Source organism: Halobacillus kuroshimensis DSM 18393, from assembly GCF_000425705.1.
Classification (GTDB): Bacteria; Bacillota; Bacilli; order Bacillales; family Halobacillaceae; genus Halobacillus; species Halobacillus kuroshimensis.
Genome location: NZ_AUDY01000008.1, coordinates 692265 through 718111, shown reverse-complemented (window position 1 = coordinate 718111; position 25847 = coordinate 692265). Strand labels below are relative to the sequence as shown.

Here is a 25847-nt window from a genome sequence, read left to right as displayed (position 1 = left end):
TTTACCCCTTCTCTAGCGCATGCACGATTGCGGCGCTTATATTCGAGACATCTGTCACTTCATCAGCCAGTCCTGACTTAACGACCGCTTTCGGCATCCCATAGACGACACAGGATTGTTCAGATTCTGCAATCGTGTAGGTCGGACAGCTGCTTCGAAGCTTGATCATGCCTTCCAGTCCATCCGTGCCCATCCCGGTCATCACAACCGCTGTAACCGTCCACCCTTGTACAGCAGCAAGGGACTGAAACAATGTATTGACGGACGGCCGATGTCCATTCACAGGTGCCTGGGCATTTAATTCAAGGAAAAGCCCTTCCCCTTTCTGAACAACCGTCATATGAGTTCCTCCAGGAGCAATATAAGCGACACCATTTTTCAACTCTTCTTCATCTTCCCCCTCTTTGACGGTGATGGAAGAAAGCTTATCCAGCCGGTCAGCCAGGGTCTTAGTAAATCCCGGCGGCATATGCTGAACGACCAAAAGCGGCGCCGGCAGTTGTTCCGGAAGGGCGGCGAGAACCTTTTGAAGAGCTCTCGGTCCTCCTGTAGAGGTGCCGATCGCTACGACCCGTTTCTTCTTCCCTTTTTGGAATGAAACAGAGGGAGGATTTTCAACAGGATGGCTCAATGGCAATGTTCTTACCCTTGCTTCCGCCGCGCCTTTCACTTTCTTTATTACTTCAGCTTCTACTTTTTCCATATCAAGAGAGATAGCGCCCGAAGGTTTTGGTATGAAATCGACGGCGCCAAGTTCCATCGCCTTCAACGTGCTCTCGGCCCCGTCTTTAGTAAGACTGGACACCATGACGACAGGCAGCGGTGTTTCCTTCATGATCCACTCCAGAGTGGACAGGCCGTCCATGACGGGCATCTCCACATCCATCGTGATCACATCGGGTTGAACCTGCTTCAGTTTTTGAAGACAATCCCGTCCATTCCTGGCAGCACCCACCACCTTGATGCGCTGATCCCGCTGGAGCATATCGCTCAACACCCGTCTCATAAAGGCTGAGTCATCGACGACCAGTACTTTGATTTCTTTCACTACGCTTCCCCCTTCCTTACGAGCCGTTTTAATTTTTCCAAAAATCCCGGTTCTTCCAAATGGATCCTGTATGATGCGCGGTTTAAAAACCGTCCGGTGATTTGATCCACGGCCCGGCTCGCTTTTGCTGAAGGGGCATGGATCAGAAAAGGGACCTGGTTCAAAACAGCTTCAAGAACCTGCCGATCTTCAAGAACAACACCGAGCTGATGCACGTCAACATGTAAAAATCTATGCGCAGCCTCCTGCAGACGAGCCAATGTGCGTTCCCCCGATGGTCTGGTCTGCGCCCGATTGACGATAAACGAGAAAGGAAGTACGGGGTTTAGATATACCAGCTGTTTCATCAGTGCATAAGCGTCGGTAATCGACGTAGGCTCCGGCGTTGTCACAATAATGACTTCATGAGCGGAAAGCAGCCATGAGCGGCTGCTTTCTGTAATCCCCGCTCCCATATCAAGAAGGATGACATCATATATTTTCGAGACGTCTTCAAGCTGCTGGTTCAAAAATTCGTAGTCCTCTGCATTCATATTGAACAACTCTGTCAAACCAGATCCGCCGGCAGCATAATCGAGCCCGCCAGGCCCGTGTTCAATAATTTCCTGAAACGTCAGCCGGTTCCGAATAAGATCAGGCAGACTGAAAGCCGATGTTCGTCCTAAAAGAATATCCACATTCCCCATTCCGACATCCATGTCCAGCACCAACACTTTCCTCCCGGAGCGGCACAGGGATAAGGCCATATTTATCGTGATATTCGATTTCCCGACCCCTCCTTTTCCGCTGGCAACGGCAACCACCCGCGCAGGAGGCTTGGATTCACGGGAAATCATACGTGTCCGAAGAAGCTCAGCCTGATCCTTCATCGGTATACCCCTTCATAAGCTGGACAGCTATTTTTCCGGGAGACATGCTTTGAATATCATCGGGCACGTCCTGTCCATTTGTAATATAGGCCGGCCCCCGTTTTTTCTCCAAGATCAGATTGACGGCATCCGCCAGTGTTGATGTTTCGTCTTCTTTTGTAAAAATAATCTTCTCCACAGGTAAGAAAGAAAAGTTATCATAAACCGCCTGCATGTCCGCATATTTACTCGTTAAGGATAAGACAAGAAAATGATCCGCCTGCTCTTCGAAATCAATCACGTTCTGGAGCTCTTCAATAAATGCACGATTCCGGTAGTTCCGCCCTGCGGTATCGATGAGAACAAGATCAACATCCGTCAGTTTTTCCTTCGCCAACCTGTAATCCACCATGTTATAAGCCACCTCGACCGGGGCATTAAGAATTCCGGCATAGGTTTTCAACTGCTCAACTGCTCCAATTCTGTACGTATCGGTTGTTATGAACCCAACCTTCCACCCCTTATTCAACACCGCATCTCCGGCCAGCTTGGCCAGGGTGGTCGTCTTTCCGACTCCTGTCGGCCCGAACAAGTGAATGTACCGTTTCTGAAACGTATGCCCGGACGGAATCTGCCGCAGCATGTCTGTCAATTCCTCTACCGCCATCCTCTTTACATCACCACGTTTGTTCGGAGGTTCATACTTTTCCAGTATGGAAGTGACAAGGCTTTGAACGTATGGCTTTTGAAGCCCCTGTCTTGATAAATATTGTTCCAACTCCTGCATCAACGGGGACAAAGCTGGATTCCTTGTTGATCCATCTTGAATGATGGCTTTCAACTGAGTAATTTCATCCAGAATCTTCTGGTTTTCTCCATTATTCCCCTTATCCAGAAGTGGTTCAGAGGGTATTGCTTTCTTTCGTTCAACTGGAACATCCGGGTCCATACCTGCGACCACTTCTGTCATTTCTTTTTTAAACAACCCGAGAAAGCCCCCGTTTTTGATAACTTTAGAGCTTAAGATCACGGCTTCTGTTCCAAATTCACTTCTCACTTTTTTCATAACTTCCGGCATCGACACTCCGTGAAACTTTTTTATTCTCACGATACATTCACCACCCCGACACTCTGGACTTCTGCACTTGGATCTAATTCGTTATAAGAAAGCACGACGACCTGGGGCAGCGCCCGGTCCAGCAGCTGCTTCATGTACATTCGCACAGCCGGCGAACAAAGGACGACCGCCGTCTCCTCCTGAAGAGTGACCCGTTCGACCTGTTCAGCTACAGAGCGTAATACCGCCTGTTGCCTTTCAGGGTCAAGGGCAAGATAGCTGCCATGCTCCGTCTGCTTAATATGATCAGCGACCAGCTTCTCCACTTGACCGGAAACCGTAATCACTTTCATCTGATCATGACCACCCTTAAACTGACTCGTAATCTGTGCAGACAGAGACTGGCGCACATACTCACCTAACAATTCTGTATCATTGGTCATCTTCGCAAAATCGGCCAGTGTTTCAAAAATGACCGGCAGATTTTTAATTGAGATGTTTTCACGCAGCAGTTTGGCCAGCACTTTTTGAACATCCCCGACACTGAGTGGGTCAGGGGTGACTTCCTGAACCAATATTGGATAGGAGGCCTTCAAGTGATCGATCAGCTGCTGGGTTTCCTGACGGCCAAGGAGGGCGTGGGCATGACGCTTAATCACTTCCGTTATGTGAGTCGAAACGACAGATGGAGGATCGACAACGGTGTATCCTGACAGTTCCGCCTCATCTTTTACATCTTCTGTAATCCACTTAGCCGGGAGTCCAAACGCAGGTTCCACGGTATCCATGCCCTCGACTCCGTCATCCTCATCACCTGGGGTCATGGCCAGATAATGATCCAGCAGAAGCTCTCCACCTGCAACTTGGTTTCCTTTGATTTTCAACCGGTACTCGTTGGGACTGAGCTGAATGTTATCACGGATACGCACGACAGGAATGACAAGGCCGAGTTCTATGGCAAGCTGCCGCCGGATCATAACGATCCGATCGAGCAGATCTCCCCCCTGACTCGTGTCGGCGATAGGAATTAAGGCATAACCGAACTCAAATTCAATCGGATCCATACTAATAAGGTCAACTACATTTTCCGGCGACCGCATCTGATCCCCTTCTGCTTCATCGGTCTCCTCCGGTTCTTCAATGTCCTGCTTTTCAGACTGCCTGGAAAGGCGATACCCTCCAAACGCCAGCACTCCGGCGATCAGGCTCGTTAAGAAAATGGGAATCGGGGTCAGGCCGAGAAGGAAGATGGAGGCGGCTGCAATATAAAGAAGCTTTGGATAGCGGAGCAGCTGACTGGTCACATCAGAACTCAAATTCCCTTCTGAGGCGACTCTTGTGACTACAATTCCGGTTGCGGTCGATATGAGCAGGGCCGGAATCTGACTGACGAGTCCGTCACCAACGGTCAGACGCATATATGTATCAATAGCTTCATTAAAAGACATGCCCATCTGGGCCATGCCGATAATCAATCCAAAAATGATGTTGATGATCACGATAATAATTCCGGCGATGGCATCTCCTTTTACGAACTTACTGGCTCCGTCCATGGCTCCGTAAAAATCGGCCTCATTCTCAATTTTTCCTCGTCGTTCCTTAGCCTGATGTTCATTAATCATGCCTGCGTTTAAGTCGGCATCAATACTCATCTGTTTTCCCGGCATCGCATCAAGAGTGAAACGAGCAGCTACTTCGGAAACCCGTTCCGCCCCTTTGGTAATAACTAAAAATTGTATGATGACAAGGATGATGAATACAACAAAACCAACGAGAGGATTACCACCAATGACAAAAGTTCCGAAGGTTTCTACAACACCACCGGCTTCCGCCTCAGAAAGAATCGAACGCGTTGTTGATACGTTCAGACCAAGACGGAATAACGTAAGCAGCAGCAAAAGGGTCGGAAAGACGGCAAACTGGAGCGCCTCATCCATATTCATGGATACTAAAATAACGATAAGGGCAAGCGTGATATTAATAAGAATAAAAAAGCTGAGGAGCCACCCAGGTAAAGGTATAACAAGCATAATGATGATCAATATTACACCTAACAGGACGGATAAATCTCTTGGTGACATAAGGGCACTCCTTTCTTAAATCTTTTCCTGCAGCCGGTAGACGTAGGCGAGTATTTCAGCCACCGCTTTAAAAAACTCTTCATCAATCGGCTTGTCTATTTCACATTTGGCATAAAGCGATCTGGCCAGCGGTCTGTTTTCCACGGTTACAATGTCGTGCGCCCTGGCAATATCCTTAATTTTAAGGGCGAGAAAATCCACACCCTTAGCTACGACGATCGGAGCGTCAGATTCCTGGTCATCATACTTCACCGCAACAGCGTAATGGGTCGGGTTGGTAATGACGACATCTGCCTGTGGGACTTCACTCATCATCCTCGATGCTGACATCTGGCGCTGCTTTTCTTTGATTTTCGCTTTGATTTGAGGGTCACCCTCTATGTTTTTATACTCATCCTTTATGTCTTTTTTGGACATTCGGATGTTCTTCTCGTGATCATAACGCTGGTATGTATAATCGAGAACGGATAGGAGCAGCAGGGCCAGAGCTGAAGCGATTCCCATGATGACAGTAATCGTCCCGAAGAAAGACACGGCATCTTCCACCGATTTCTGCGACATCATCATCATCTGATCTTTGTTTATCCAAATGATAGAGAAGGTGATCACCCCGACGACGCTGATTTTCAGAAGAGACTTCAACAATTCCACAAGGGCTCGTGCAGAAAAAATCCGCTTGGCTCCTTTAATCGGATCGATTTTTTTCAAATCCGCCTTCAAAGGCTCCCCTGTGAACATGACGCCTACTTGAAGAAGGTTGGAAGCGATCCCTGCAACGACTGCAATACCCATGAGCGGGGCCGTCACCTTCGCTGTTTCCATCGTCATTTCAACAAAAATGGTATGAGTCTGCTCCTGTGTTAAGTCCTGATGCACATAATAAGTAAAAGCATGGCGGTACATATTCAATACCGCGTCCCTCATATATCCGCCAAGGAGAAAAAGGCCGCCGAACATAAACAACAGCAGGACCCCTGTGTTTACATCCTGACTTTTGGGTACCTGTCCTTTTTTTCTCGTATCCTGCCTCTTTTTTGGTGTTGCTTTTTCCGTCTTTTCATCGGCTGCGAAATATTGCAGATCCAACTTCATCCATGCCATTGTTCATCAGCCTCCAAGTACATCCATAAATCCCCTCATGGTTTCAAGCATCGTTTCGAACAGTATTTGAATCAGATAAACATAAAAACTCATCGCTATAACGAGAACGGACAGCGCGACAAAAATTTTCAAAGGCAGTCCCACAACAAACACGTTCAACTGTGGGACGGTCCGGGCAACGATTCCAAGGGCGATGTCAACAAGGAACAGACACCCAACGATAGGTACAGCCATTAAAAAAGCAATCATAAACATCTTATTGAACGACTGGATGACAAACATGATCCAGCCTTCTTCTTTCATAGGAAGAAATTGATCAAGGCCGATGAATTGATAGCTGTAAAAAATTCCATCAATCATCAAATGATGACCATCGACGACTAAAATGAACAGTAATGTAATGATATACATATACTGGCCCACCAAAGGAATTTGAGCTCCTGTTTGAGGGTCGATCACATTGGCGACGGCAAAGCCCATTTGAAAATCGATGAACCCTCCGGCGATTTGTATGGCTCCCAGAATAATGTAAGCCAAAAGACCGACCCCAAGTCCCACGGCTGCCTCTTTTAAAAGCAGAAGAAAATAGGTCCCGTCCACCGTCATTTCAGGAACAGGAAGGGTGAAAACCATCAAGGCGGCTAAAAAAAAGCTGAACCCTACTTTATGAGTGACCGGTACTGTCCGATAAGAAAACAAAGGCAGGGATGCAAAAAAAGCGGCCACCCGGACGAAGACCAGCAGAAATGCCGGCAGATTCACGAGCGAAATCGATTCGATCATAGTCAGCCCACCAGCATATTCAAGTTATTAAAGATTTCCGCTGTGTATTCAACCATATTGGTAAGCATCCAAGGCCCAAAGACGATCAGTCCAATTAAAACGGCGACGATTTTCGGGATAAAGGCAAGCGTCTGTTCCTGAATCTGCGTTGTAGCCTGGAATATACTCACAACCAGCCCTACGGTTAATGCAAGAATCAAGAGGGGCCCGGAAATCAGCAGGACCGTATAAATTCCTTCCTTGGCAAATGAGATAACCATATTGCTATTCATCGTGGTTCCTCCTTAATAGCCTTCCAGCAAGGATTTCGTTATTAAGAACCAGCCGTCCACGAGGACAAACAGCAGAATCTTAAACGGCAGGGAAATCATGACAGGTGGAAGCATCATCATTCCCATCGACATCAACACGCTGGCGACAGCCATATCAATGACTAAAAATGGTACAAAAATCATGAAACCCATTTGAAAAGCGGTTTTCAGTTCACTGATGGCAAAAGCAGGCACAAGTGTAGTCAGCGGCACATCCTGGATAGAAGAAGGAGCTTCCAGACCGGAATAATTCATAAATAAGGCCAGATCCTTCTGCCTGGTGTGTTTGCCCATGAACTCCTTCATCGGAGCACTCGCTTCGTCATACGCTTCATCTAATGTGATTTCCTCATTAAACAACGGGGTTAATGCCTGCTCGTTGACCTCCTCAAACGTAGGAGCCATGATAAAGAACGTCAGAAACAGAGCGATTCCTATCAACACCTGGTTGGGAGGCATCTGCTGAGTAGCCAGCGATGTCCGGACAAAGGACAAAACGATAAGAATCCTTGTAAAACTGGTCATTAAGATCAACAGACCGGGGGCCAGTGATAAAACCGTCAACAACAGCAGCAGTTTGACAGAGGTAGCGATGTTTTCAGGATCTGAGCTTGTAAAGATATCTACAAATTCATTCATGATCCTGTCCCCCTTTCGTTCTCTCCGCTGCTTTTTTCTGTTTCTGTTTCATATCGTTCAGCTGGGTTTCAAAAAGCTGTTGGAATTGAAACGTCGAGGTATCCTTTTTTGGCTCTTGATGACCGGGGAGTTTACGCAGCAGGTTCTGCACGGAAGCTGTTGGAATGGAAGGGCCCTGGTCCTTTTTCTGAAAAGAAGCCTTCGTATCCTGATCCGTAATTTCAGTGATCAACTCCACGGAATCTCCTACACCTAATAAAAACACCTGCTCCCCTACTCTTACAGCCTGTATGGAACGATTAGGCCCGAGACTCATCCCCCCCAGGTTCTCCATAGTTCTTGATTGGTTCACCCACTGGTTTTTACGGTTGAACAATTTCAGCAATCCATAAATCAAGGCCACAACAAAAACCAGGGCCAGTCCGAGCTTCATGAAGTTCCACAGAAGCGAAGGCTGATCCTGTGCTGTTCCAGCGGCCGGCTCAGATGGATCCATATCCGCATCTGCACCAGGGCAGCCCTCCAGTTCCGGATTGGATAAACATTCGTTCACAGAGGGCTGGGCCATCGTTTGCAAAGGAAAAACCGTCAGCAGGAGGACCGTAAACATCAACATTGCTGATACTCTTGGTGCAGAAAACATCATATTCCCCGCTTCAGCTTAACGCTTTCTGAATCGCTTCAATCACACGGTCCGCCTGGAAAGGCTTCACAATAAAGTCCTTGGCGCCGGCCTGGATTGCGTCCACAACCATCGCCTGCTGCCCCATAGCTGAACACATGATGACTTTTGCGTCTGGATTAACCGCCTTAATTTCCTTCAACGCCGTAATCCCATCCATTTCCGGCATGGTGATATCCATCGTGACAAGATCCGGTTTTTCCTCTTTGTAAAGCTCCACTGCTTTTTGTCCATCTTCCGCTTCGCCGGCAATTTCATAGCCGTTTTTTGTTAAAATGTCCTTCACCATCATACGCATGAACGCTGCATCATCTACAATTAGTATTCTTTCTCCCATTTCTCTTCCTCCTGTCATATCGTTCCTGTATTAACGTAATTTTGTCAGTCGGTCCTTTGGACTTAAAATATCAGTCACCCGCACACCGAAATTTTCATCGATGACGACGACTTCCCCTTTAGCCATCAACTTTTCATTCACATGAATGTCGACAGGCTCACCGGCGAGTTTATCCAGTTCCACAACAGACCCGGCAGACAATTCAAGAATGTCCTTCACCGTCCGTTTCGTCCTTCCAAGTTCCACCGTGACTTTTAACGGGATGTCCATCAGCATATCAAGATTTTTATGAGCGGTTCCTGTCATTGATGGAGACTGCTCGAACTGTTGGAACTGTGCATGCTGCACATCTGCTTCCTGAGCACTGCGGCCTGCAGGCCCCCCCACATACTGCGGATCAGCCTGATGCTGTTCAAATTCTGTAACTTCACGATCCGGTGAAGTCCCTGAAGACGACTGCGGTTCTTCAGGTGAAGAAGGCCCGGTTTGTTCCAGCACTTGTTTTTCATCTGAAATGTTAGGTTCACTTGTTTGAGAGCCTTCCGGATCGAGAAGCTGCTCTACCAGGTCTTTAGCAAAATTCAGTGGAATCAACTGCATGATTTTCGAGTCGATCAATGTTCCAATTTTGAGTTGAAAGGCTACATTGACTAACGTTTCCTCCTCAGGGATCATATCCTCCCCGGATTGATCCTCCAAGTCCAGCACATTGATCGACGGTGGAGAAATATCCACTTTCTTATTAAAGATGGTGGACATACTGGTCGCTGCGGACCCCATCATCTGATTCATAGCTTCCTGAACGGCACTTAATGCGATTTCATTCAAGTTTTCGTCCGGGTTCAGACCATCCCCCCCGAGCATCAAATCAGCGATGATGGCTGCATCCTTCGTCTTCATAACAAACACATTTTCCCCTGTGAATCCGTCTGTATAAGTCACTCCGACGGCGACATGGGGTTTGGGAAATTCGTCCGCCAGATCCTTCCGGTACACAACAGCGATCTCCGGCGTAGTGATCTCTACTTTTTGATTGAGCAGAGAAGACAGCGCAGTTGCGGAGCTTCCAAACGATATATTTCCGATCTCGCCGAGCGCATCTTCCTCAAGAATGGCCAGATGCGACTCTTTGGGAGACAGATCTGAATCTTTATTGCTGCCTGTGTCACCCCCGCCATTCAATAACGCATCAATTTCGTCCTGGGATAACATGTCATCACTCATCTTCCCCGCCTCCTTTTGTAAATTCGTCTAATATTTGAACAGCCATCTTACTTTTCACCTGTCCAGGCTGAATGTAAAATTTCGGTTCATCATCCACTTTCATAATCATCGGATGTTCGATGGATTGATCAAGTCGGATGACATCATTTTCATCAAGGTTCAAAAACTGCTCAATACTCATATCCGCCTCTCCGAGAACGGCAAGGACATTAAGCTCTGCTCCCTGGATCGTCCGGCTGATCGCTTCAAAGTCTTCCGGATTTCTTTCTTTGGACTGCTCTTTCTGCATCCAGTAATGGACGGAAAGCTTCGGAATGATCGGCTCTAATACAACGTGTGGAATACAGACGTTGATCATGCCGCTCGTTTCTCCGATCGTCGTGTTCAATGAAACAACGATGACGGTCTCATTGGGAGAAACCATCTGAAGGAATTGAGGGTTTACCTCGAAATCCTCAAGCATAGGATCGATGTCCACAATCGATCCCCATGCCTCCTGATAATTTTCAAGCGCTCGTTCAAACAGGTGGGACATAATCGTCGTTTCAATCTCGGTCAAATTATCCACCTTGTTCACACTGCTCCCACGGCCTCCAAGAACGCGGTCCAGCATGGCGTAAGCGACGTTCGGGTTGGCTTCGAGCAGAATACGCCCTTCCAGTGGAGGGACGCTGAAAATATTTAAAATGGTCATGGCTGGGATCGACCGGATAAATTCCTCATAAGGAAGCTGGTCCACCGACGCTACCTGTATATCTACATACGTGCGTAACTGCGCAGAAAAGTAAGTTGTCAGCAGCCTGGAGAAATTCTCGTGAATTCTAGACAGGCTTCGGACCTGATCCTTGGAAAATCTCAAGGCCCGCTTAAAATCATACACTCTGACTTTCTTTTCTTTTTCTTCTTTCTTTAATTCCTCGGCGTCCATCTCTCCTGAAGACAGTGCAGATAGAAGGGAATCTATTTCATTTTGTGAGAGAACCTCTTCCGCCAAATTTTCTCCCCCTTCCTTCGATTATTGAAGGACTTTGTTTACGGTATAAACGTCCGTGACTTTACCTTCTGTAAGAAGCTCGTTCATCTTTAATTTCATCTTTTCCTCTAAATCAGAAATTCCAGATTGAAAGCTTTCCGACTTCATCACAGATAATTCCTTAATCAATGTATTGCTGATTTGGAAATCCCTCTTTTCCAGTTCCTTTTTCGTAGCTGTGCTGTCTGTGACGACTTGAAAGCTGATCCTCACATAGCTTCCATCTTTCAAGTCCGTGGTGATCTCCTCTGTTACAAATGAGGCCTCCCGGATATCATCAATGCTGCGTTCTCCGGATGCTTCTTCTCCGCCATTGACGTTCAGGACGAAAACAAGCGCAACAACACCGAGAATCGTTAAGGTACTTAACGTGATGATCATTCCTTTGAAAATGTTCATCTTTTTACTCACCTGCCTTATCTGCAGCCTGGATCAGGCCTATGCTGCGAAAATAGTCCGTTACCTTCAGAGCCACTTCTTCCTCTGATTCCAACACGAGAAATGTACGACCGCGGGCAGTGGTGATGGTCGTATCCGGATTAGACTGGACCTGTTCTATGTAAATCGCATTATAGGTGAAAGATTGTCCGTTTAACTTTGTCAATGTAATCATAGAAAGGAGGAGGGTCGGCACCCTCCGTCTCTCCTTATCGCTTCAGATTGACTAGTTCCTGCAGAATCTCATCAGAAGTGGTGATGATTTTCGTATTGGCCTGGAATCCACGCTGGGATGTAATCATTTCGGTGAACTGATCGGCGAGGTCTACATTGGACATTTCAAGCGCCCCTGCAATCATGCCGCCTGTTCCATTCTGACCGGCAACGGATAGATCAGACACGTTATTCAATTCATCGTCATTTGCATTACTGCTTATAAAACCAGAGTTGGGCGTTGCACGATATTCATTTCCGCCGACTTTCTCAAGACCGCCGGGATTGGAAAATTTGGCAAGCATAATTTGACCCGCCTGCTGAACGTTATTATTTGCATCAATGTAGTTGACGGTTCCATCCGTCTGGACACTGAAGCTCTGTGCATCATCAGGAATAGTAATCGCACCCTCGTTACCAATGACATACTTCCCACTGTTATTGACGAGTGAACCATCATCATCCAAGTAAAAGTTCCCTGCTCTCGTGAAACTGATCTGCAGTTGTGAAAGATCTGTGTTTCCTCCACCAACGTTAACGCCAGCCGTTCCCGCTTCCGCAAGCACAAACATGCCGTCTCCTTCAAGCGCAAGATCAAGTGGACGACCGGTGGACTGACGGTTCCCCTGTGTATGGATGGTATCGATGGAGCCGATTTGTGTCCCAAGACCGACCTGGGTTGCATTCAGTCCCCCTGTCACATTGCCACCATTATCATTTGCAATCGGACCTTGGGCATTGGACATCGTCTGACTCATCATATCCTGAAAAGTTACGCGTCCCTGTTTGAAGCCGTATGTGTTCACGTTGGCAATATTGTTGCCGATCGTATCTAATTTTGTTTGAAAACCTTTCATTCCAGAAACTCCTGAATATAGTGAACGTAGCATGTATTCAACATTCCTTTCGGGTTTTAATGCCGGTGCTTCTGTCCTTCCGCCCCAGCTGCGGCTTCCCTTCATACGGGTCCAGCCTATTCATTGATAAAAATGGTGCCATTGATATTCGTAAAGATTTGCGACTGCGTTTCCTCCCGGTTCATCGCGGTTACGACGGTTCGATTCTTCGTACTGACGATCAGCGCTGCTTCATTTGTCAATACAAGAGAATCGGTCACGCCCTTGGTTTCAGCTTCCTGCATTTTTGCAGAGATCTGTTCCCAGGAAGACGGCGCAATGGAAATGTTTCTTGTTTTCAGGCGCTGCTCCGCATGTTTGCTGATTTTCAACCCTGCTGCTTCCTCCAGGGCGTTCTTAAATGAAGCGGACGTTTCTCTCTCTGTTCTTATGCTCGTCTGCCTTCCCATTAAAGGGGGCTGGACAGCATGGACGCGCGGGTCCATCAGGTTTCCTGCTTTCCTGATCCGCTCTCTTGACTCACCTTTGTCAAATCCTGTACTGATACAAGACTGCCGGACTGCAGTTCAACATATGTGCCATCTTCTTTTTGGTTAACAGCAGCAACGACATCTGTCTTCAAACCTCCCTGATCCTTGGAAGAATACGTAACTTCCTTTCCGATTAAATGACTGTAGGTAATCAAGGAAGACATGTTCTGCTGCTCTGTGAAGGACTGAAAAGCTGTCGACATATTCGTCATCTGTTCCAGACTTGAGAACTGCGTCATTTGAGAAACAAACTCCTGATCTTTCATAGGATCAAGCGGGTTTTGATTTTGAATTTGAGTCATCAGGATTTTCAGAAAATCATCCTTTTCAAGGATGTTGCTTCCGGATGTATGGGGCTGCTGATTTTTTAAATAAAAGGACGGATCAATCGAAGTCACGGAACCACCTACACTTTCTCATTCATTAATATATCTTCAAAGGAAGCGCCATCCTCCCCTTCCTCTTCTTCATTCACATGCTGCCTGTCTTCTTTCTCCCCGCGTGACTCATCAGACGATCCATGTTCATCAGCAGTCTGCGCGCTGGAATGGTGCTGTGTGAATGCCAAGGCGTCATTTTTTTCAACCACTACCTGCTGGGGTGAGAACATAGGTCTCAAGTGATGAAGGTTCCCTTCAAGGAGTTCCTTTGCTGCCAGGGTCTGCACCATTAGTTTGACAATCATCTCACCATTCTGCTGGGTCACCTGTACCACCATGTTTCCCAGGCTTCCTGGTTTCAATTGGATCTGCATTTCCTTCATCCCGGATGAATGTGTCAACAAGCGGCTGTTATGGACCATCCGCTCCAGTTCCTGCAGAAAACCAGCAGGACGGGTCTGATCACTTCCCGTTTGATTCACATGGAGGACAAATTGTTCGACTTTAGACATCGCTCCAGAAGCCCCCGTCCAGGATGGTGTATAGGCTTCATCCGCACCGGCTGTGTTTTTTAATGTTTCCTGGACCCACCTGCCCATCTCTCTTCCCGTCAAAGGGTGTTGCTGCTGATAGGTTTGAGGGAGCTTCTGATGCTGCTCCAGCCGTGCAGCAAGCTGTAGAAAAACTTGTTTCTCGACCGGGGCATCACGGAACAACCGGTCGATGACGTCCTGTTTCCCAGAATCCATGGAAGCCTGATGAACGGATTTTGTCAGCGGAATCAGTATTTTTTTTAAATCTGACCCTGCCTGCACACCATTCCTGACGGCCTCAACCAAACTCCTGAACTGTTTTGAAAAGGAAATCAGCGATGGTTCGACGTCCAGAGCTGCCCCTGCAGGCACACGATTGAGAACACTCTGAGGCAGAACGTCTCCTTTTTCTACACTGGCAGATGCATCAATGACCTGCCCCCCTCTGAGCAGGGCTGTAAGCATATCCTTCACTTTTGGGTGGCTTTCCCGAAAAAGAGAAGCCATTTCAACAGCTGCATCATCCGGATGCATGTTTTGCAAAGCTGCCGCTATAGGAGCAAACTCCCTGGTGATAGAATCAATGGCTTCACTGCCCTCCCTGCGAGAAGCCAGGTGCAGGAGTGATTGATGAAAGTCTCTCCATCCATTTGAAAGGGCGGTGGTTGCACTTACCGCTTCATCTTGGAGAGCCGTTTGGGAATGATCACCCTTTGTTTCCCGAGTGATGAACAGGGACTGCGTATTCCCAATTGCGTGCAGTTGATCTTCGAGATCTGTCATCGCTGCCTGCTCTCCATCTGCACCAGCTATTGAATTCAATGATTCCAATAAATCTTCCAGTTGAGAAACGAAAGTCTCGACGGCTTCTTTTGTTATAAAAAGTGGACGTTCCTGTTCACGGACATTTCCTTCTGCGCTAACCTTCTCAAGCATCCGAACTGTTTCTTCATTTTTTATCGAGGAATTTTCTTGGAAATCAAATGACAAGGGAATATCCCCTTGTTCCTTTAGTTGAAATAGTCTGTTCAAACCTGCCGGCATCCCTTCCGTCACCGAATCGGGAGGGGATGATAATCGTGACCCGGATGTTTTCGGTATAAACGATGTCAAAAATAAGTTCAAATCATGATCCTTGTCCACGACCGGAGGACTTCCCGTCTTCTGTTCTTCCGACTGCCTTACAGAGGACGTACCAACTGAAACTAATTTCCTTAACACTTCCAGTGATTGTTCCTCACCAGGCCCCCTATTTTTCACAGGGGGATGTTGGTCAGCAACCTCGGACGGCACACCCTGCACCGGCTTTATTTCCGTCTGCAGATCAGCCTTGATACTCGATGATTTTCCGGAATGCATCAAGAGAAACTTCTGGAATTCTCCCTGAATACGGGCCCATTGATTATGTATATCCCATCCGTCGTTTTCAGAGACAGCTTTTGGGGACAAGGACTTTACCTGCTGCCCAACTTCATTGATCAACTGCTGCATTTGATTCGTCAGCTCTTCCAGGACTTCGTTTTCGTTGGTATCCGCCGGTAAAGTTGTACCAACCTCAGACATTTTTACAGCCTGAAGCGCTTGTTTGAATGTAAGCCCATCAGTCTTAGGAGAAGGGCTCGTGAGTGACTGCGTGGGTACCGACCTTGGAACTAATGAAAATAGCGTCGTTATCTTCTTCACCCCCTTTTCAAATGTGCCGTTTATTCATCCATTAAACGTACGGCAATCTCGGCTGCGGCTGCCGATTCCATAGCGCCTAAAATCGTTCCACGTTCTTTATTCGTAATCTCTTTTAGAACGAGTACTGCTTTATCCTGATTCATTTCCTGTAAAATGGGTGCTGCATCTTCTGCGTCCATCTCACGGAATGACAAGGCCAGATCCTTCACGGAGTCTTCAGCCTCCTCTTCCTGCACTGACGGCTGGGAAGCTTCTTCCAAATCGGCTTGAAGCTGAAGGATTTGTCTATCCTTCTCTTCCATCAATGATTCTTTATCTGAAGCCTCCTGTTTCAATTGGTTGATTTCAGCTTCTTTGTTTGCCAGTGCTGCCTCCAGACGGTCACTGGTATCCCCGGTAGATTCTGCTTCATTGGAAGAAGTGAATGTTGAGAGTCCCGGAATGGCAGACGCAGCTTTTCCAACCTCTTTGGAAACGTTCATCCCTGACAGTGTCAGTGCTACCCATGCGAGAACACCAAGAAAGATAAAAGGAATGAAGACAGCGAGCATGATTTTACCTAAGGAACGCTCTTTTGTTGGGTTGTTTTTTATTTTTCCAGCCATACCATCACCTGTTTAAGAAATTTAAGTATTGATTCATGGACAGTTCATCCATGCGTGCATTTTCTTCGTGTTTCATCCACTGCACTTCTTCTTCTTCCTTCATTTCTATTAATTTTTCATACTTTTTCACTTCGATGTAAGCATCTGTGAGAACAGTTTGAGCGTGCTCCATTTTCATACGGGCCTGTTGGACGGACGGCTGCAGATCATCAACGATGGCTTCTAAATGTTCAATATACTGCCGGTGTTGAACAAAAGCGGCGGCCTGGAGAGTCCCCCGTGATAAGGAATCGTTGAACTGTTCAACTGCCGTCTCTTTTTCCCTGAGCCTTTCATACAGCTCGCCGGCCCGTTTTTCAAAGGTTTCCACTGTTTTTTGGTACTCTTTCTGCTTTTCATGCTTGTCTTTATCTCTCAAGTCCTTAATCTTTTGATAGGTTTGAACAACGGCCGTCATTTACAAATCCCCCTATTCAAATAACCCCTTCAAATCTTCCACCGAACCTTCATAGCTTGCCGGTTCATATACATCCTGTTTTAAAAACTTCACCAGATGCGGATAGTAGGAAATCGATTCATCAATGTCCCGGCTGGACCCTTTTTTATAAGCGCCAATTTGAATCAATTCTCTGTTCTCTTCATACGTCGCCAGATGAGCACGGAGCTGGGATGCTGCATGGGCATGATCCTCTGTGACAATCTGCTTCATCACGCGGCTGATGGATTTCAGGATATTGACTGCAGGAAACCTTCCCTGCTCAGCCAGTTTGCGATCAAGAACAAAATGGCCGTCCAGAATACCGCGGACTGTGTCAGCGATCGGTTCGTTTAAGTCATCCCCATCTACAAGAACGGTATAGAAGGCTGTAATCGTTCCCCTGTTCGAAGCCCCTGTACGTTCCAAAAGCTTTGGAAGGAGAGCGAAGACAGACGGCGTGTACCCTTTCGTAGTCGGAGGTTCGCCAGTGGCCAGACCGATTTCACGCTGGGCCATTGCAAACCTTGTGACGGAATCCATCATCAGGTTGACGTTATAGCCAAGGTCACGGAAATACTCACTGATGGCTGTCGCCGTATAGGCCCCTTTCACTCTCATTAAAGCCGGCTGATCTGAAGTTGCCACAACAACAATGGACCGCCTCAGCCCTTCTTCTCCAAGATCATGTTCGATAAATTCCCGGACTTCCCGGCCCCTCTCTCCGATTAAGGCGATCACATTCAAATCCGCCGAGCTGTTTCGGGCAATCATGCCCATCAACGTACTTTTTCCAACACCACTGCCTGCAAAAATCCCTACGCGCTGCCCTTTGCCGACACTCAACAAGGAATCAACCGCACGGACACCGACTTGTATCGGCTCTCTTACCGGAGGCCTTGATAAAGGGTTCGGGGGGTCCTGAATCGTCGGATATTCTTTCAACCCCTTGGGCAGCCGGCTTCCGTCCAGCGGCTGTCCGGAAGCATCCAGCACACTCCCGATCAGGCCTCTGCCCACATGAATGTTCAAAGGGGATCCAGTAGCTTCCACCAGACTTCCAGGGCTGATATGAGTCACTTCCTGATAAGGCATAAGCAGAATGTTTTCATCATGGAAGCCGACCACTTCCGCCTGGATAGTTACCTGTCCATTTATCGGCGAATGAATGGTACACACTTCTCCGATCGAAGCCTCCGGACCTTTGGACTCAATCATCAGACCGACAACGCGGTGAATTTTCCCGTAGCGCTTATACGTATCTGCCTGGCGGATCACAGATTCAAAAAAAGCTTCATTCATCTGCAGCCGCCCTTTCTGCAGCTTTCAAGACGGCTTTACGTAGTTCTGTCAGCTGTGTATCAATTCCTGCATCAATAATTCCAAATGGGGATTCGACTCTGCATGTTAAAGGAGGCAGTTCTGCCTCAACGTAGATGGAAAGGTCTGTATTGTGACGGACCGCTTCATGAAGCTCTTCCCTCTGCTCCTGTAAAAGACCGAACTGATCCGGGTGAACATAAATGGTCACTTCTGGCTGCGCCTGCACTTCTTCAATGGCTGCACTGACCAAGGGAAGGAAAGCTTCCGGTTGTTCCACCAGTTGTTTTTTCACAATTTTCTCCGCACATGTCAAGGCAAGGTCCAGAATCATACGTTCACTTTCCTTCACCTTTTCTTTTTGAAGGAGCCCGGCTTTTTCAACGACAAGATTCGCTTGTTCGATCCGGCTTTCATACACCTGTCTGCCTTCCTCCTTCCCTTTAGATGTTCCTTCTTCAAAGCCTTTCCGGAAGGCTTCATTTTCAATGACTTTTCTTTCTTCCTCCCAGGTCTGTTTCATTGCTTCAATTTCGGCAGTCGTCTGCTGGATCAGCTCCTGCTTTCTAGTCTGAAGATGATGGATTTCCTGTTGGAGGGAATGCTTGTGGTTCTCCAGATTCTCTGAGCTGTATTCCTCTTCAGAAGGATGTGGGGCCGGATTTACTTTCTTAATTTGAATGACCCTGCCGGTATCCTGGGGGTAGTTAGACAATGATGTCATCTCCCCCGCCTCTGGCGATAATGATCTCGCCAATGTCTTCTAAATGTCGAATAGTGGAAACCACTCTTGTTTGAGCTTCTTCCACATCACGCAGGCGCACAGGACCCATAAATTCCATTTCTTCCTTAAAGGTCTGGGCCATGCGGTCGGACATATTATTGAAGACAACTTCTTTCACTTCTTCACTGGACACCTTAAGCGCAAGACGCAGATCATCCTGATCAACATCTCTGACCACACGCTGGACAGCCCGGTTATCGAGGGCGACGATATCTTCAAACACAAACATTCTCTTTTTAATTTCCTCTGCCAGGTTTGGATCCTGTGTTTCCAGGGAATCTAAAATGGTACGCTCTGTACTGCGGTCAACCCCGTTCAATACTTCGACAACTGCCTGAATACCGCCCGTTTCCGTGTAATCGTTTGTGACAGTGGCCGATAATTTCTTTTCAAGAATCTGCTCCACCTGACTGATGATTTCAGGAGACGTCGAATCCATCACGGCAATTCTTCTGGCCACATCTCCCTGCTGCTGCTGTGGAAGTTCTGATAAGACTTGTCCAGCCTGCTCGGCATCCAGGTAGGATAGTACGAGAGCGATTGTCTGGGGATGTTCATTTTGAATGAAATTTAAAATTTGTCCGGGATCAGCCCTTCTGGCAAAATCGAACGGTTTCACCTGAAGAGAAGATGTCAGACGACCGATGATATTTGACGCTTCTTCCACGCCCAGTGCCTTTTCCAGGATCGTTTTGGCATATCCGATGCCTCCCTGGGAAATGTAGTCCTGGGCTAAAGCAATTTGATGGAACTGATCAAGAATGTCTTCTTTCTTGTCAGCTTCTACTTTTTGAACAGAAGAAATCTCCAAAGTGAGCTGTTCAATCTCTTCTTCTGTCAAATGTTTATATACCTGTGCAGCAACGTCGGGTCCCAGAGATATGAGGAGGACGGCTGCTTTTTGTTTTCCTGTCAGTGTCTGCTTGTTCAAAGCCATCTTCAGACCTCCTTAATCATCCGAAATCCAGGAGCGCAGTAACTTCGCAAAATCCTCTGGCTTTTCTTTCGCCATCTTTTCCAGCTGTTTCCGTTTTTGAGTTGATTCATCTTCTTTTTCCTTTATTTCCGGAATTTCTGTTTTTTCTTCAGGTACGGCGCTTTCCTCTGTATACACGTAAAATTCTTCTTCTTCCTCTTCCTTGTTCTGTCTCAATAATCTCCAGATTAAAACAATGATGACCAGAAGCAGTCCACCAGCCACGATGTAGGCCCACATCGGAAGCCCCGTTGACGGTTCACCGGTTGGAAATTCCACTTGGCCACTGAATTCCTGGAATACGATCGAAACCTTTCCGTCGGTATTCTCCTGCTCGTATTCTTCATTGATGGATGTTGTAATCATCGAGTCCACAATCGATTGAACACTTTCCTGAACGGTCTGCTCTTCTGCTGCAGTCAAATACTCAATAGATCCGTCTTCGTTTACGGATTTTTTATTATCCACAGCCACCTGAATACCGAGGTCCCGTACTTTATACGGACTTTCCTCTATATTCTTCTTAATCCGATTGAATTCATTATTGATCGTTTCCTTTTTCATTTCATAATCGCCGCTGCCGGTTTCGCCAGCTTCATAGTTAGGAATATCTTCGTCCCCTGTTCCGGCCGTTCCGCCTTCGGGTACAGCACCGTCTTCGTATGTCTCTTCAATCAATTCCATACTTACAGGGAGCCCTTCCATTGTTTCGGGGTCCACCGGTTCCACAAGCTCTTCCACACGGTTTTCTTTAGTGAAATCAATATCTGCCGTTACGGTTGCAATTACTTTCTGCTCCCCGATCATCATACCGAGCATATGCTGCAGCCGTTGCTTGATATCTTTCTCAATATCTGATTTGACCTTCTGCTGGTATGTATACATATCTTCCTGTCCAGCCAGTTCAGATTGATTGTCAAAATAATTAAAATTTTGATCCATGATGACGATATTATCTTTAGACAAGTCGGGAACAGACTTGGAAACAAGGTTATAAAGCGTTTCAACCTGGCTCGCTTCCAGCTGATACCCCGGCTGGACATCAAGGACAACTGACGCTGAAGCATTCGCTTCGGCATCAGCAGCAAAAAGCTGTTCTTCAGGCATGTTAATCATCACTTTTGCATTTTCAATCCCTTGAATACCTGTGATCAATCCCGCCAGTTCCGTCTGCATAGCATCCAGTTTGATGACATCAAATTCATTGTCTGTCATCCCCCACTGTATGTTATTACTGAAAAAGCTGTAGTCGATCGTTCCACTGTTCGGAATGCCCGAGGCTGCCAGATCTACCAGAAGCCCCTCCACCTCTGAGTCAGGAACGAGAATGCTTGTCCCCCCCTGATCAAGCTCATAAGGGATGCCGCGTGTATCCAGTTCCGCTTTTATCTGTCCGGCTTCCTGCACAGTAATATCCTTGTAGAGAGGTACCATCCCCGTATTGGATGCCAGCACACTGATCACGATTAAAGCAATAATCAGCACAGCTCCTGCAATTGTCATCAAGCTGCGCTGTCCTTTGCTGCGGCCTTTCCAAAAAGCAGTCAGCCGCTCTTTAAATACATGTAATTGCTCTTTCATAACTGCCCCCAAAAAAATTACGATTCAAACGAATCGTATAATGCAAATCTTCTAATGAACTGCTATACCTGCATCCGCATCATTTCTTTATATGCGTCGATAACTTTGCTCTGCACTTCCACAGCTGTCTGCATCGTAATACCGGCTTTCTGGGATGCAATCATGACATCGTGGAGATCATCGATTTCGCCGGTGGCGAGAGCCTTCGTTTTTTCGTCTGATACGACCTGGACGTGATTCAGCTGTTCCACGGCGTTCTTTAACTGACCGGAAAATGAACGATGGGCCTCGCTTGGGGAAACCCCTTTCTGCCACTGTGACTGCACAGGTTCGGATATTGATTTCACACTCGTTAATGGAATCATTTCTGCCATCCGTTATCTATCCCCTTTCTTATCTGCCAATCTCTAAAGCTTTCATCAGCATACTTTTCGAAGCGTTCAGCGATGTTACGCTGGCTTCATATGAACGTGTTGCACTCATCATATCCACCATTTCCTGCAGGGGGTCCACGTTGGGAACTCGAACATATCCTTCGTCATCCGCATCAGGATGGGACGGGTTGTACGCCATCTTGAATGGTTCTTCGTCCTCCACAATTTCCGATGCTTTCACACCTGATGCGCTGCCGTTCTCCGTGGATTGCTGCAGAACGTGCCTGAAATTCTGCCTCTCCGGTTCCAAGACAACCATCTTCCTTTGGTATGGTTCCCATTCTCCAGCTTCATTGATGGAAGCTCTCGTGGAATTCGCATTGGCAATGTTGGATGATGCAACATCCATACGCAGCCGCTGGGCCGTCAATGCACTGCCGCTGGCGTTCATAGCCTGAAAAATACTCACCGATTAACCACCACCTTTTAATACGGATTGAAGACTTTGAAACTTCCCGTTCATACGTTCCACCAGTGCCTGATATTGGATCTGGTTCTGTGCCAGCTCGTTCATCTCTTTATCTATATCCACATTGTTTCCGTTCGGATGATAGGATGAATCATGCTTCTTATATGTAGTATAGGATTGACCAGCTTCACCGCTGAAGTTGATATGTCCGGCATGTGTTGTTTTGGTCTGAAACGATGCTTCCTTGGCAAGGATATCTTTGAAAGCCACCCCTTCTGCCTTGTATCCCGGCGTATCTACATTGGCGATATTATTGGATAACGCTTTGTTCTTGGCCGCAGAATAATCGAGAGCACCCTGAAGGGACGTAAATGTATCATTAAACAGGCTCATCTATCCACCTCTATCCTTTATTCGACATTTTTTCCATAACCACATCTTCAATTTTAAAAAAATTACTTAAAATTTGTCTATACAATCCTGATCTTTTTTACGAGAGTATTACAAATAGTACATATTAACTATGATAAATTACCTTAAAAAGTGCATGATATTGGTAAAAGTGTCGAAAAGAATCTTATAATGAACATTATGTCATAAAAATGTGTCGAATAGTATGTATTTATTGGAAAATAAAAAAATAATCCATTAGGCATACAGCAGAGGCTGTATTATATAAATGGATAAAAATAAAAAAGCAGGCACACGGCCTGCTTTCCTTTAATTTGTGCGAAGCTTCTGAAGCTCCAGCAAGAAATTATTATTAAGAACTTTAATATAGGTTCCCTTCATCCCAAGAGAACGGGACTCGATGACTCCTGCACTTTCCAGTTTACGGAGTGCATTTACGATGACAGAACGGGTAATCCCCACGCGGTCGGCAATTTTACTTGCCACCAGCAGTCCTTCATTGCCTTCCAGTTCATCAAAAATATGTTCGATGGCTTCAAGTTCACTGTAGGACAGAGAACTGATCGCCATTTGCACAACAGCTTTGCTCCGCGCTTCCTGCTCGATTTCCTCTGTTTTCTCATGAAGAATCTCCATGCCTACAACAGTGGCACCATATTCAGCTAGAAGAAGGTCATCGTCATTGAAATTTCCGTTAAGACGGCTCAGAATCAATGTACCCAGGCGCTGTCCGCCTCCGATGATCGGAACGATGGTTGTCAGACCGTTCTCAAACAAATCGCGGTTTTCAATAGGGAAGGCAGTATATTCACTGTCGATATCAATATCAGGTGTTGTCTCCTGGATATTGAACAGACTCTGGGTATACTCCTGCGGGAACTGGCGGTCAGAAAGCATCGCCTTCATACGCTCGTTCTCAATCTCCTGATTAATCGCAAAGCCAAGAAGCTTTCCGCGGCGGCTCAGTACGAATGTGTTGGCTTCAATAACATCACGCATCGTGGCGGACATATCATTGAAGTCGACGGACTTTCCTGTTGTTTTCTGCAGCATTGCGTTGATCTTACGTGCACGGTCTAGTAGTTTCATGTGCATTTCCTCCTTGTTGATCTCTCCTACAAGATAAATCGGCTGAGATCTTTGTTTTTAACAATTGATGATAATTTACTGTCTACATACTGCGGTGTAATTTCGATGGTTTCCATCATGACATCCGGAGCTTCAAACGATAGATCCTCAAGTAGTTTTTCGAGAATCGTATGAAGTCTGCGGGCACCGATATTATCTGTTTCCTGATTCACTTCATGAGCGATTTCTGCGAGTCTGGTAACAGCATCGTCAGAAAATTCAACCTTTATACCTTCGATTTCAAGTAAAGCTTTATATTGTTTTAAAAGGGCATTGGAAGGCTCCATTAATATACGCTTGAAATCGGCGACGCTGAGCTTGTTAAGCTCCACACGGATCGGAAAGCGTCCCTGCAGTTCAGGGATCAGGTCAGATGGTTTGGACATATGGAAGGCCCCCGCTGCTACGAAGAGGATGTGATCGGTCGCTACAGGTCCATACTTCGTTACAATCGTGGATCCCTCCACAATCGGAAGAATATCACGCTGTACACCTTCCCGTGATACATTCCCCTGGTTGTCTCCCTTTGCCGCGACCTTATCAATCTCATCGATAAAGATCATCCCGGACTGCTCTACTTTATAAACCGCTTCCTGTCCGACTTCATCCATGTCCACAAGTTTTCCCGCTTCTTCCTGGGTCAGCACTTTTCTCGCTTCTGATACGGAAAGGCGGCGCTTTTTCTTTTTCTTCGGCATAAACTGGCTGAATGCATCCTGCATGTTCATCCCCATCTGTTCCATTCCTGAACCTTGGAGCATATCAAACATGGAAGACTGCGATTCTTCGACCTCTATCGTCACCATGCGGTCTTCCAGCTCACCCATATCGAGCTGGTGGCGGATCCGGCTCCGCTTCGTTTCGATTTCAGCTTCTTCCTGAGACTCATCGGGTTGGTTGTCCTGCTGGCCATTTTGGTTAAACAACATTTCAAAAGGGTTCTTGAAATTATTATTCTGCTTCTTTTTGGATGGAACGAGAAGTTTCACCAGTCTTTTATCCGCCTGTTCTTCAGCCCGGTCCTTGACCGCGTCCATTTTCTCTTCCTTGACCATTCGGGCCGCCATTTCGACGAGGTCGCGCACCATGGATTCGACGTCACGGCCGACATAACCGACTTCCGTGAATTTGGTGGCTTCAACTTTTACAAAAGGAGCTCCTACAAGCTTGGCAAGTCTGCGGGCGATTTCTGTTTTACCTACGCCTGTCGGACCCATCATCAAAATATTCTTAGGAACAATTTCGTCCTTCAGCTCATCAGTCAGCTGCATGCGGCGGTAACGGTTCCTAAGAGCAATAGCGACGGAGCGTTTGGCACTGTCCTGTCCAATAATGTATTGATCAAGTTTTTCTACAATTTGTTTAGGGGTTAACTGTATAGACATTCCTGGTCCTCCTTATTCGAGAACTTCCAAAACGATCTGATCATTTGTAAACACACAGATTTCTCCGGCAATTTCCAGCGCAGCTCTTGCGATATCCGGAGCAGACTGATCCGGGGAGTATCTCTTTAATGCGCGTCCGGCGCTGAGAGCAAAGTTTCCGCCGGATCCGATGGCAAGTATTCCGTCATCTGGTTCAATGACTTCCCCCGTTCCGGAGACGAGAAACATTTTTTCTTTATCCATTACAATCAGCATGGCTTCCAGTTTCCTTAGTACCTGGTCACTGCGCCACTCCTTGGCCAGTTCCACAGAAGCTCTTGCCAGATTACCGTCATAACTCTCAAGCTTGCCTTCGAATTTCTCAAAAAGTGTAAAAGCATCGGCTACGGAACCGGCGAAGCCTGCGAGCACCTGATCGTTGAACAGTCTTCTCACTTTCCTGGCTGTATGCTTCATCACTACCTGATTTCCTAAAGTCACCTGTCCGTCCCCGCTCATGGCTGATTTACCATTATGCTGGACGGCAAAAATTGTCGTGGCGTGAAATTGCTGATCCATGTG

30 protein-coding genes are annotated in these 25847 nt (G+C 46.9%); all 30 read right to left on the bottom strand.

The window, feature by feature from the left end; translation table 11 throughout:
* Position 1: 1 nt before the first annotated feature.
* Positions 2–1048 (bottom strand): protein-glutamate methylesterase/protein-glutamine glutaminase, encoded by a 1047-nt coding sequence (locus H615_RS0105625; RefSeq protein WP_027954226.1) that lies wholly within the window; start codon positions 1046–1048, stop codon positions 2–4.
* Positions 1048–1917, bottom strand: coding sequence for a MinD/ParA family protein (locus H615_RS0105620; RefSeq protein ID WP_027954225.1), 870 nt, complete (start codon positions 1915–1917; stop codon positions 1048–1050). The genes H615_RS0105625 and H615_RS0105620 overlap by 1 nt, the downstream gene beginning before the upstream one ends.
* Positions 1901–3004 carry a flagellar biosynthesis GTPase FlhF gene (gene flhF / locus H615_RS0105615; protein WP_027954224.1) on the bottom strand — a complete coding sequence of 368 codons (1104 nt, stop codon included), beginning with the start codon at positions 3002–3004 and terminating at the stop codon, positions 1901–1903. The genes H615_RS0105620 and flhF overlap by 17 nt, the downstream gene beginning before the upstream one ends.
* On the bottom strand, positions 3001–5034 hold the full coding sequence (gene flhA / locus H615_RS0105610) for a flagellar biosynthesis protein FlhA (RefSeq protein WP_027954223.1): 2034 nt from the start codon (positions 5032–5034) through the stop codon (positions 3001–3003). The genes flhF and flhA overlap by 4 nt, the downstream gene beginning before the upstream one ends.
* Positions 5035–5049: 15 nt before the next feature.
* Positions 5050–6135 (bottom strand): flagellar biosynthesis protein FlhB, encoded by a 1086-nt coding sequence (flhB, locus tag H615_RS0105605; RefSeq protein WP_027954222.1) that lies wholly within the window; start codon positions 6133–6135, stop codon positions 5050–5052.
* A gap of 6 nt (positions 6136–6141) precedes the next feature.
* Positions 6142–6918 carry a flagellar biosynthetic protein FliR gene (fliR, locus tag H615_RS0105600; RefSeq protein ID WP_027954221.1) on the bottom strand — a complete coding sequence of 259 codons (777 nt, stop codon included), beginning with the start codon at positions 6916–6918 and terminating at the stop codon, positions 6142–6144.
* A 2-nt stretch (positions 6919–6920) separates the two neighbouring features.
* Positions 6921–7190 (bottom strand): flagellar biosynthesis protein FliQ, encoded by a 270-nt coding sequence (fliQ, locus tag H615_RS0105595; RefSeq protein WP_027954220.1) that lies wholly within the window; start codon positions 7188–7190, stop codon positions 6921–6923.
* A gap of 12 nt (positions 7191–7202) precedes the next feature.
* Positions 7203–7868, bottom strand: a complete 666-nt coding sequence (gene fliP, locus H615_RS0105590; protein ID WP_027954219.1) for a flagellar type III secretion system pore protein FliP — start codon at positions 7866–7868, stop codon at positions 7203–7205.
* Positions 7861–8484, bottom strand: coding sequence for a flagellar biosynthetic protein FliO (locus H615_RS0105585; RefSeq protein ID WP_027954218.1), 624 nt, complete (start codon positions 8482–8484; stop codon positions 7861–7863). The genes fliP and H615_RS0105585 overlap by 8 nt, the downstream gene beginning before the upstream one ends.
* A gap of 40 nt (positions 8485–8524) precedes the next feature.
* Positions 8525–8887: a response regulator gene (locus H615_RS0105580; RefSeq protein WP_027954217.1), complete on the bottom strand. Its 363-nt coding sequence runs from the start codon at positions 8885–8887 to the stop codon at positions 8525–8527.
* 30 nt (positions 8888–8917) lie between these two features.
* Complete coding sequence (fliY, locus tag H615_RS0105575; protein ID WP_027954216.1) at positions 8918–10111, bottom strand: flagellar motor switch phosphatase FliY; 1194 nt, start codon at positions 10109–10111, stop codon at positions 8918–8920.
* Positions 10104–11105: a flagellar motor switch protein FliM gene (fliM, locus tag H615_RS0105570; RefSeq protein ID WP_027954215.1), complete on the bottom strand. Its 1002-nt coding sequence runs from the start codon at positions 11103–11105 to the stop codon at positions 10104–10106. Before fliM ends, fliY begins: the two co-directional genes overlap by 8 nt.
* Positions 11106–11126: 21 nt before the next feature.
* The gene (gene fliL, locus H615_RS0105565; protein WP_027954214.1) at positions 11127–11543 is read right to left on the bottom strand and encodes a flagellar basal body-associated protein FliL; all 417 of its coding nucleotides are present in this window, start codon (positions 11541–11543) and stop codon (positions 11127–11129) included.
* Positions 11544–11547: 4 nt separating this feature from the next.
* Entirely contained in the window at positions 11548–11778 is a 231-nt protein-coding gene (locus H615_RS0105560; protein WP_425306996.1) for a flagellar FlbD family protein, read from the bottom strand.
* A gap of 13 nt (positions 11779–11791) precedes the next feature.
* Positions 11792–12685, bottom strand: a complete 894-nt coding sequence (gene flgG, locus H615_RS0105555) for a flagellar basal body rod protein FlgG (protein WP_027954212.1) — start codon at positions 12683–12685, stop codon at positions 11792–11794.
* A gap of 83 nt (positions 12686–12768) precedes the next feature.
* On the bottom strand, positions 12769–13137 hold the full coding sequence (locus tag H615_RS0105550; protein WP_027954211.1) for a TIGR02530 family flagellar biosynthesis protein: 369 nt from the start codon (positions 13135–13137) through the stop codon (positions 12769–12771).
* Complete coding sequence (flgD, locus tag H615_RS0105545) at positions 13137–13580, bottom strand: flagellar hook assembly protein FlgD (protein ID WP_027954210.1); 444 nt, start codon at positions 13578–13580, stop codon at positions 13137–13139. The genes H615_RS0105550 and flgD overlap by 1 nt, the downstream gene beginning before the upstream one ends.
* Before the next feature lie 8 nt (positions 13581–13588).
* Positions 13589–15658 (bottom strand): flagellar hook-length control protein FliK, encoded by a 2070-nt coding sequence (locus H615_RS0105540; protein WP_027954209.1) that lies wholly within the window; start codon positions 15656–15658, stop codon positions 13589–13591.
* 140 nt (positions 15659–15798) lie between these two features.
* Positions 15799–16383: a MotE family protein gene (locus H615_RS0105535; protein ID WP_027954208.1), complete on the bottom strand. Its 585-nt coding sequence runs from the start codon at positions 16381–16383 to the stop codon at positions 15799–15801.
* A gap of 4 nt (positions 16384–16387) precedes the next feature.
* The gene (fliJ, locus tag H615_RS0105530) at positions 16388–16840 is read right to left on the bottom strand and encodes a flagellar export protein FliJ (protein WP_027954207.1); all 453 of its coding nucleotides are present in this window, start codon (positions 16838–16840) and stop codon (positions 16388–16390) included.
* Between the two features lie 12 nt (positions 16841–16852).
* Positions 16853–18160 (bottom strand): flagellar protein export ATPase FliI, encoded by a 1308-nt coding sequence (gene fliI, locus H615_RS0105525; protein ID WP_027954206.1) that lies wholly within the window; start codon positions 18158–18160, stop codon positions 16853–16855.
* Positions 18153–18893, bottom strand: a complete 741-nt coding sequence (fliH, locus tag H615_RS0105520) for a flagellar assembly protein FliH (RefSeq protein ID WP_027954205.1) — start codon at positions 18891–18893, stop codon at positions 18153–18155. Before fliH ends, fliI begins: the two co-directional genes overlap by 8 nt.
* A complete protein-coding gene (gene fliG / locus H615_RS0105515; RefSeq protein WP_027954204.1) occupies positions 18886–19899 on the bottom strand; it encodes a flagellar motor switch protein FliG in 1014 nt (337 codons plus the stop codon). Before fliG ends, fliH begins: the two co-directional genes overlap by 8 nt.
* A 12-nt stretch (positions 19900–19911) precedes the next feature.
* Positions 19912–21519: a flagellar basal-body MS-ring/collar protein FliF gene (gene fliF / locus H615_RS0105510; protein WP_027954203.1), complete on the bottom strand. Its 1608-nt coding sequence runs from the start codon at positions 21517–21519 to the stop codon at positions 19912–19914.
* 62 nt (positions 21520–21581) lie between these two features.
* Positions 21582–21884 (bottom strand): flagellar hook-basal body complex protein FliE, encoded by a 303-nt coding sequence (fliE, locus tag H615_RS0105505; RefSeq protein ID WP_156896462.1) that lies wholly within the window; start codon positions 21882–21884, stop codon positions 21582–21584.
* 28 nt (positions 21885–21912) lie between these two features.
* A complete protein-coding gene (gene flgC, locus H615_RS0105500; protein ID WP_027954201.1) occupies positions 21913–22362 on the bottom strand; it encodes a flagellar basal body rod protein FlgC in 450 nt (149 codons plus the stop codon).
* A gap of 3 nt (positions 22363–22365) precedes the next feature.
* Positions 22366–22755, bottom strand: a complete 390-nt coding sequence (gene flgB, locus H615_RS0105495; protein ID WP_027954200.1) for a flagellar basal body rod protein FlgB — start codon at positions 22753–22755, stop codon at positions 22366–22368.
* A gap of 327 nt (positions 22756–23082) precedes the next feature.
* Positions 23083–23862, bottom strand: coding sequence for a GTP-sensing pleiotropic transcriptional regulator CodY (codY, locus tag H615_RS0105490; RefSeq protein ID WP_027954199.1), 780 nt, complete (start codon positions 23860–23862; stop codon positions 23083–23085).
* Between the two features lie 26 nt (positions 23863–23888).
* Complete coding sequence (hslU, locus tag H615_RS0105485) at positions 23889–25286, bottom strand: ATP-dependent protease ATPase subunit HslU (protein WP_027954198.1); 1398 nt, start codon at positions 25284–25286, stop codon at positions 23889–23891.
* Positions 25287–25298: 12 nt separating this feature from the next.
* Positions 25299–25844 carry an ATP-dependent protease subunit HslV gene (hslV, locus tag H615_RS0105480; protein WP_027954197.1) on the bottom strand — a complete coding sequence of 182 codons (546 nt, stop codon included), beginning with the start codon at positions 25842–25844 and terminating at the stop codon, positions 25299–25301.
* Positions 25845–25847: the final 3 nt, after the last annotated feature.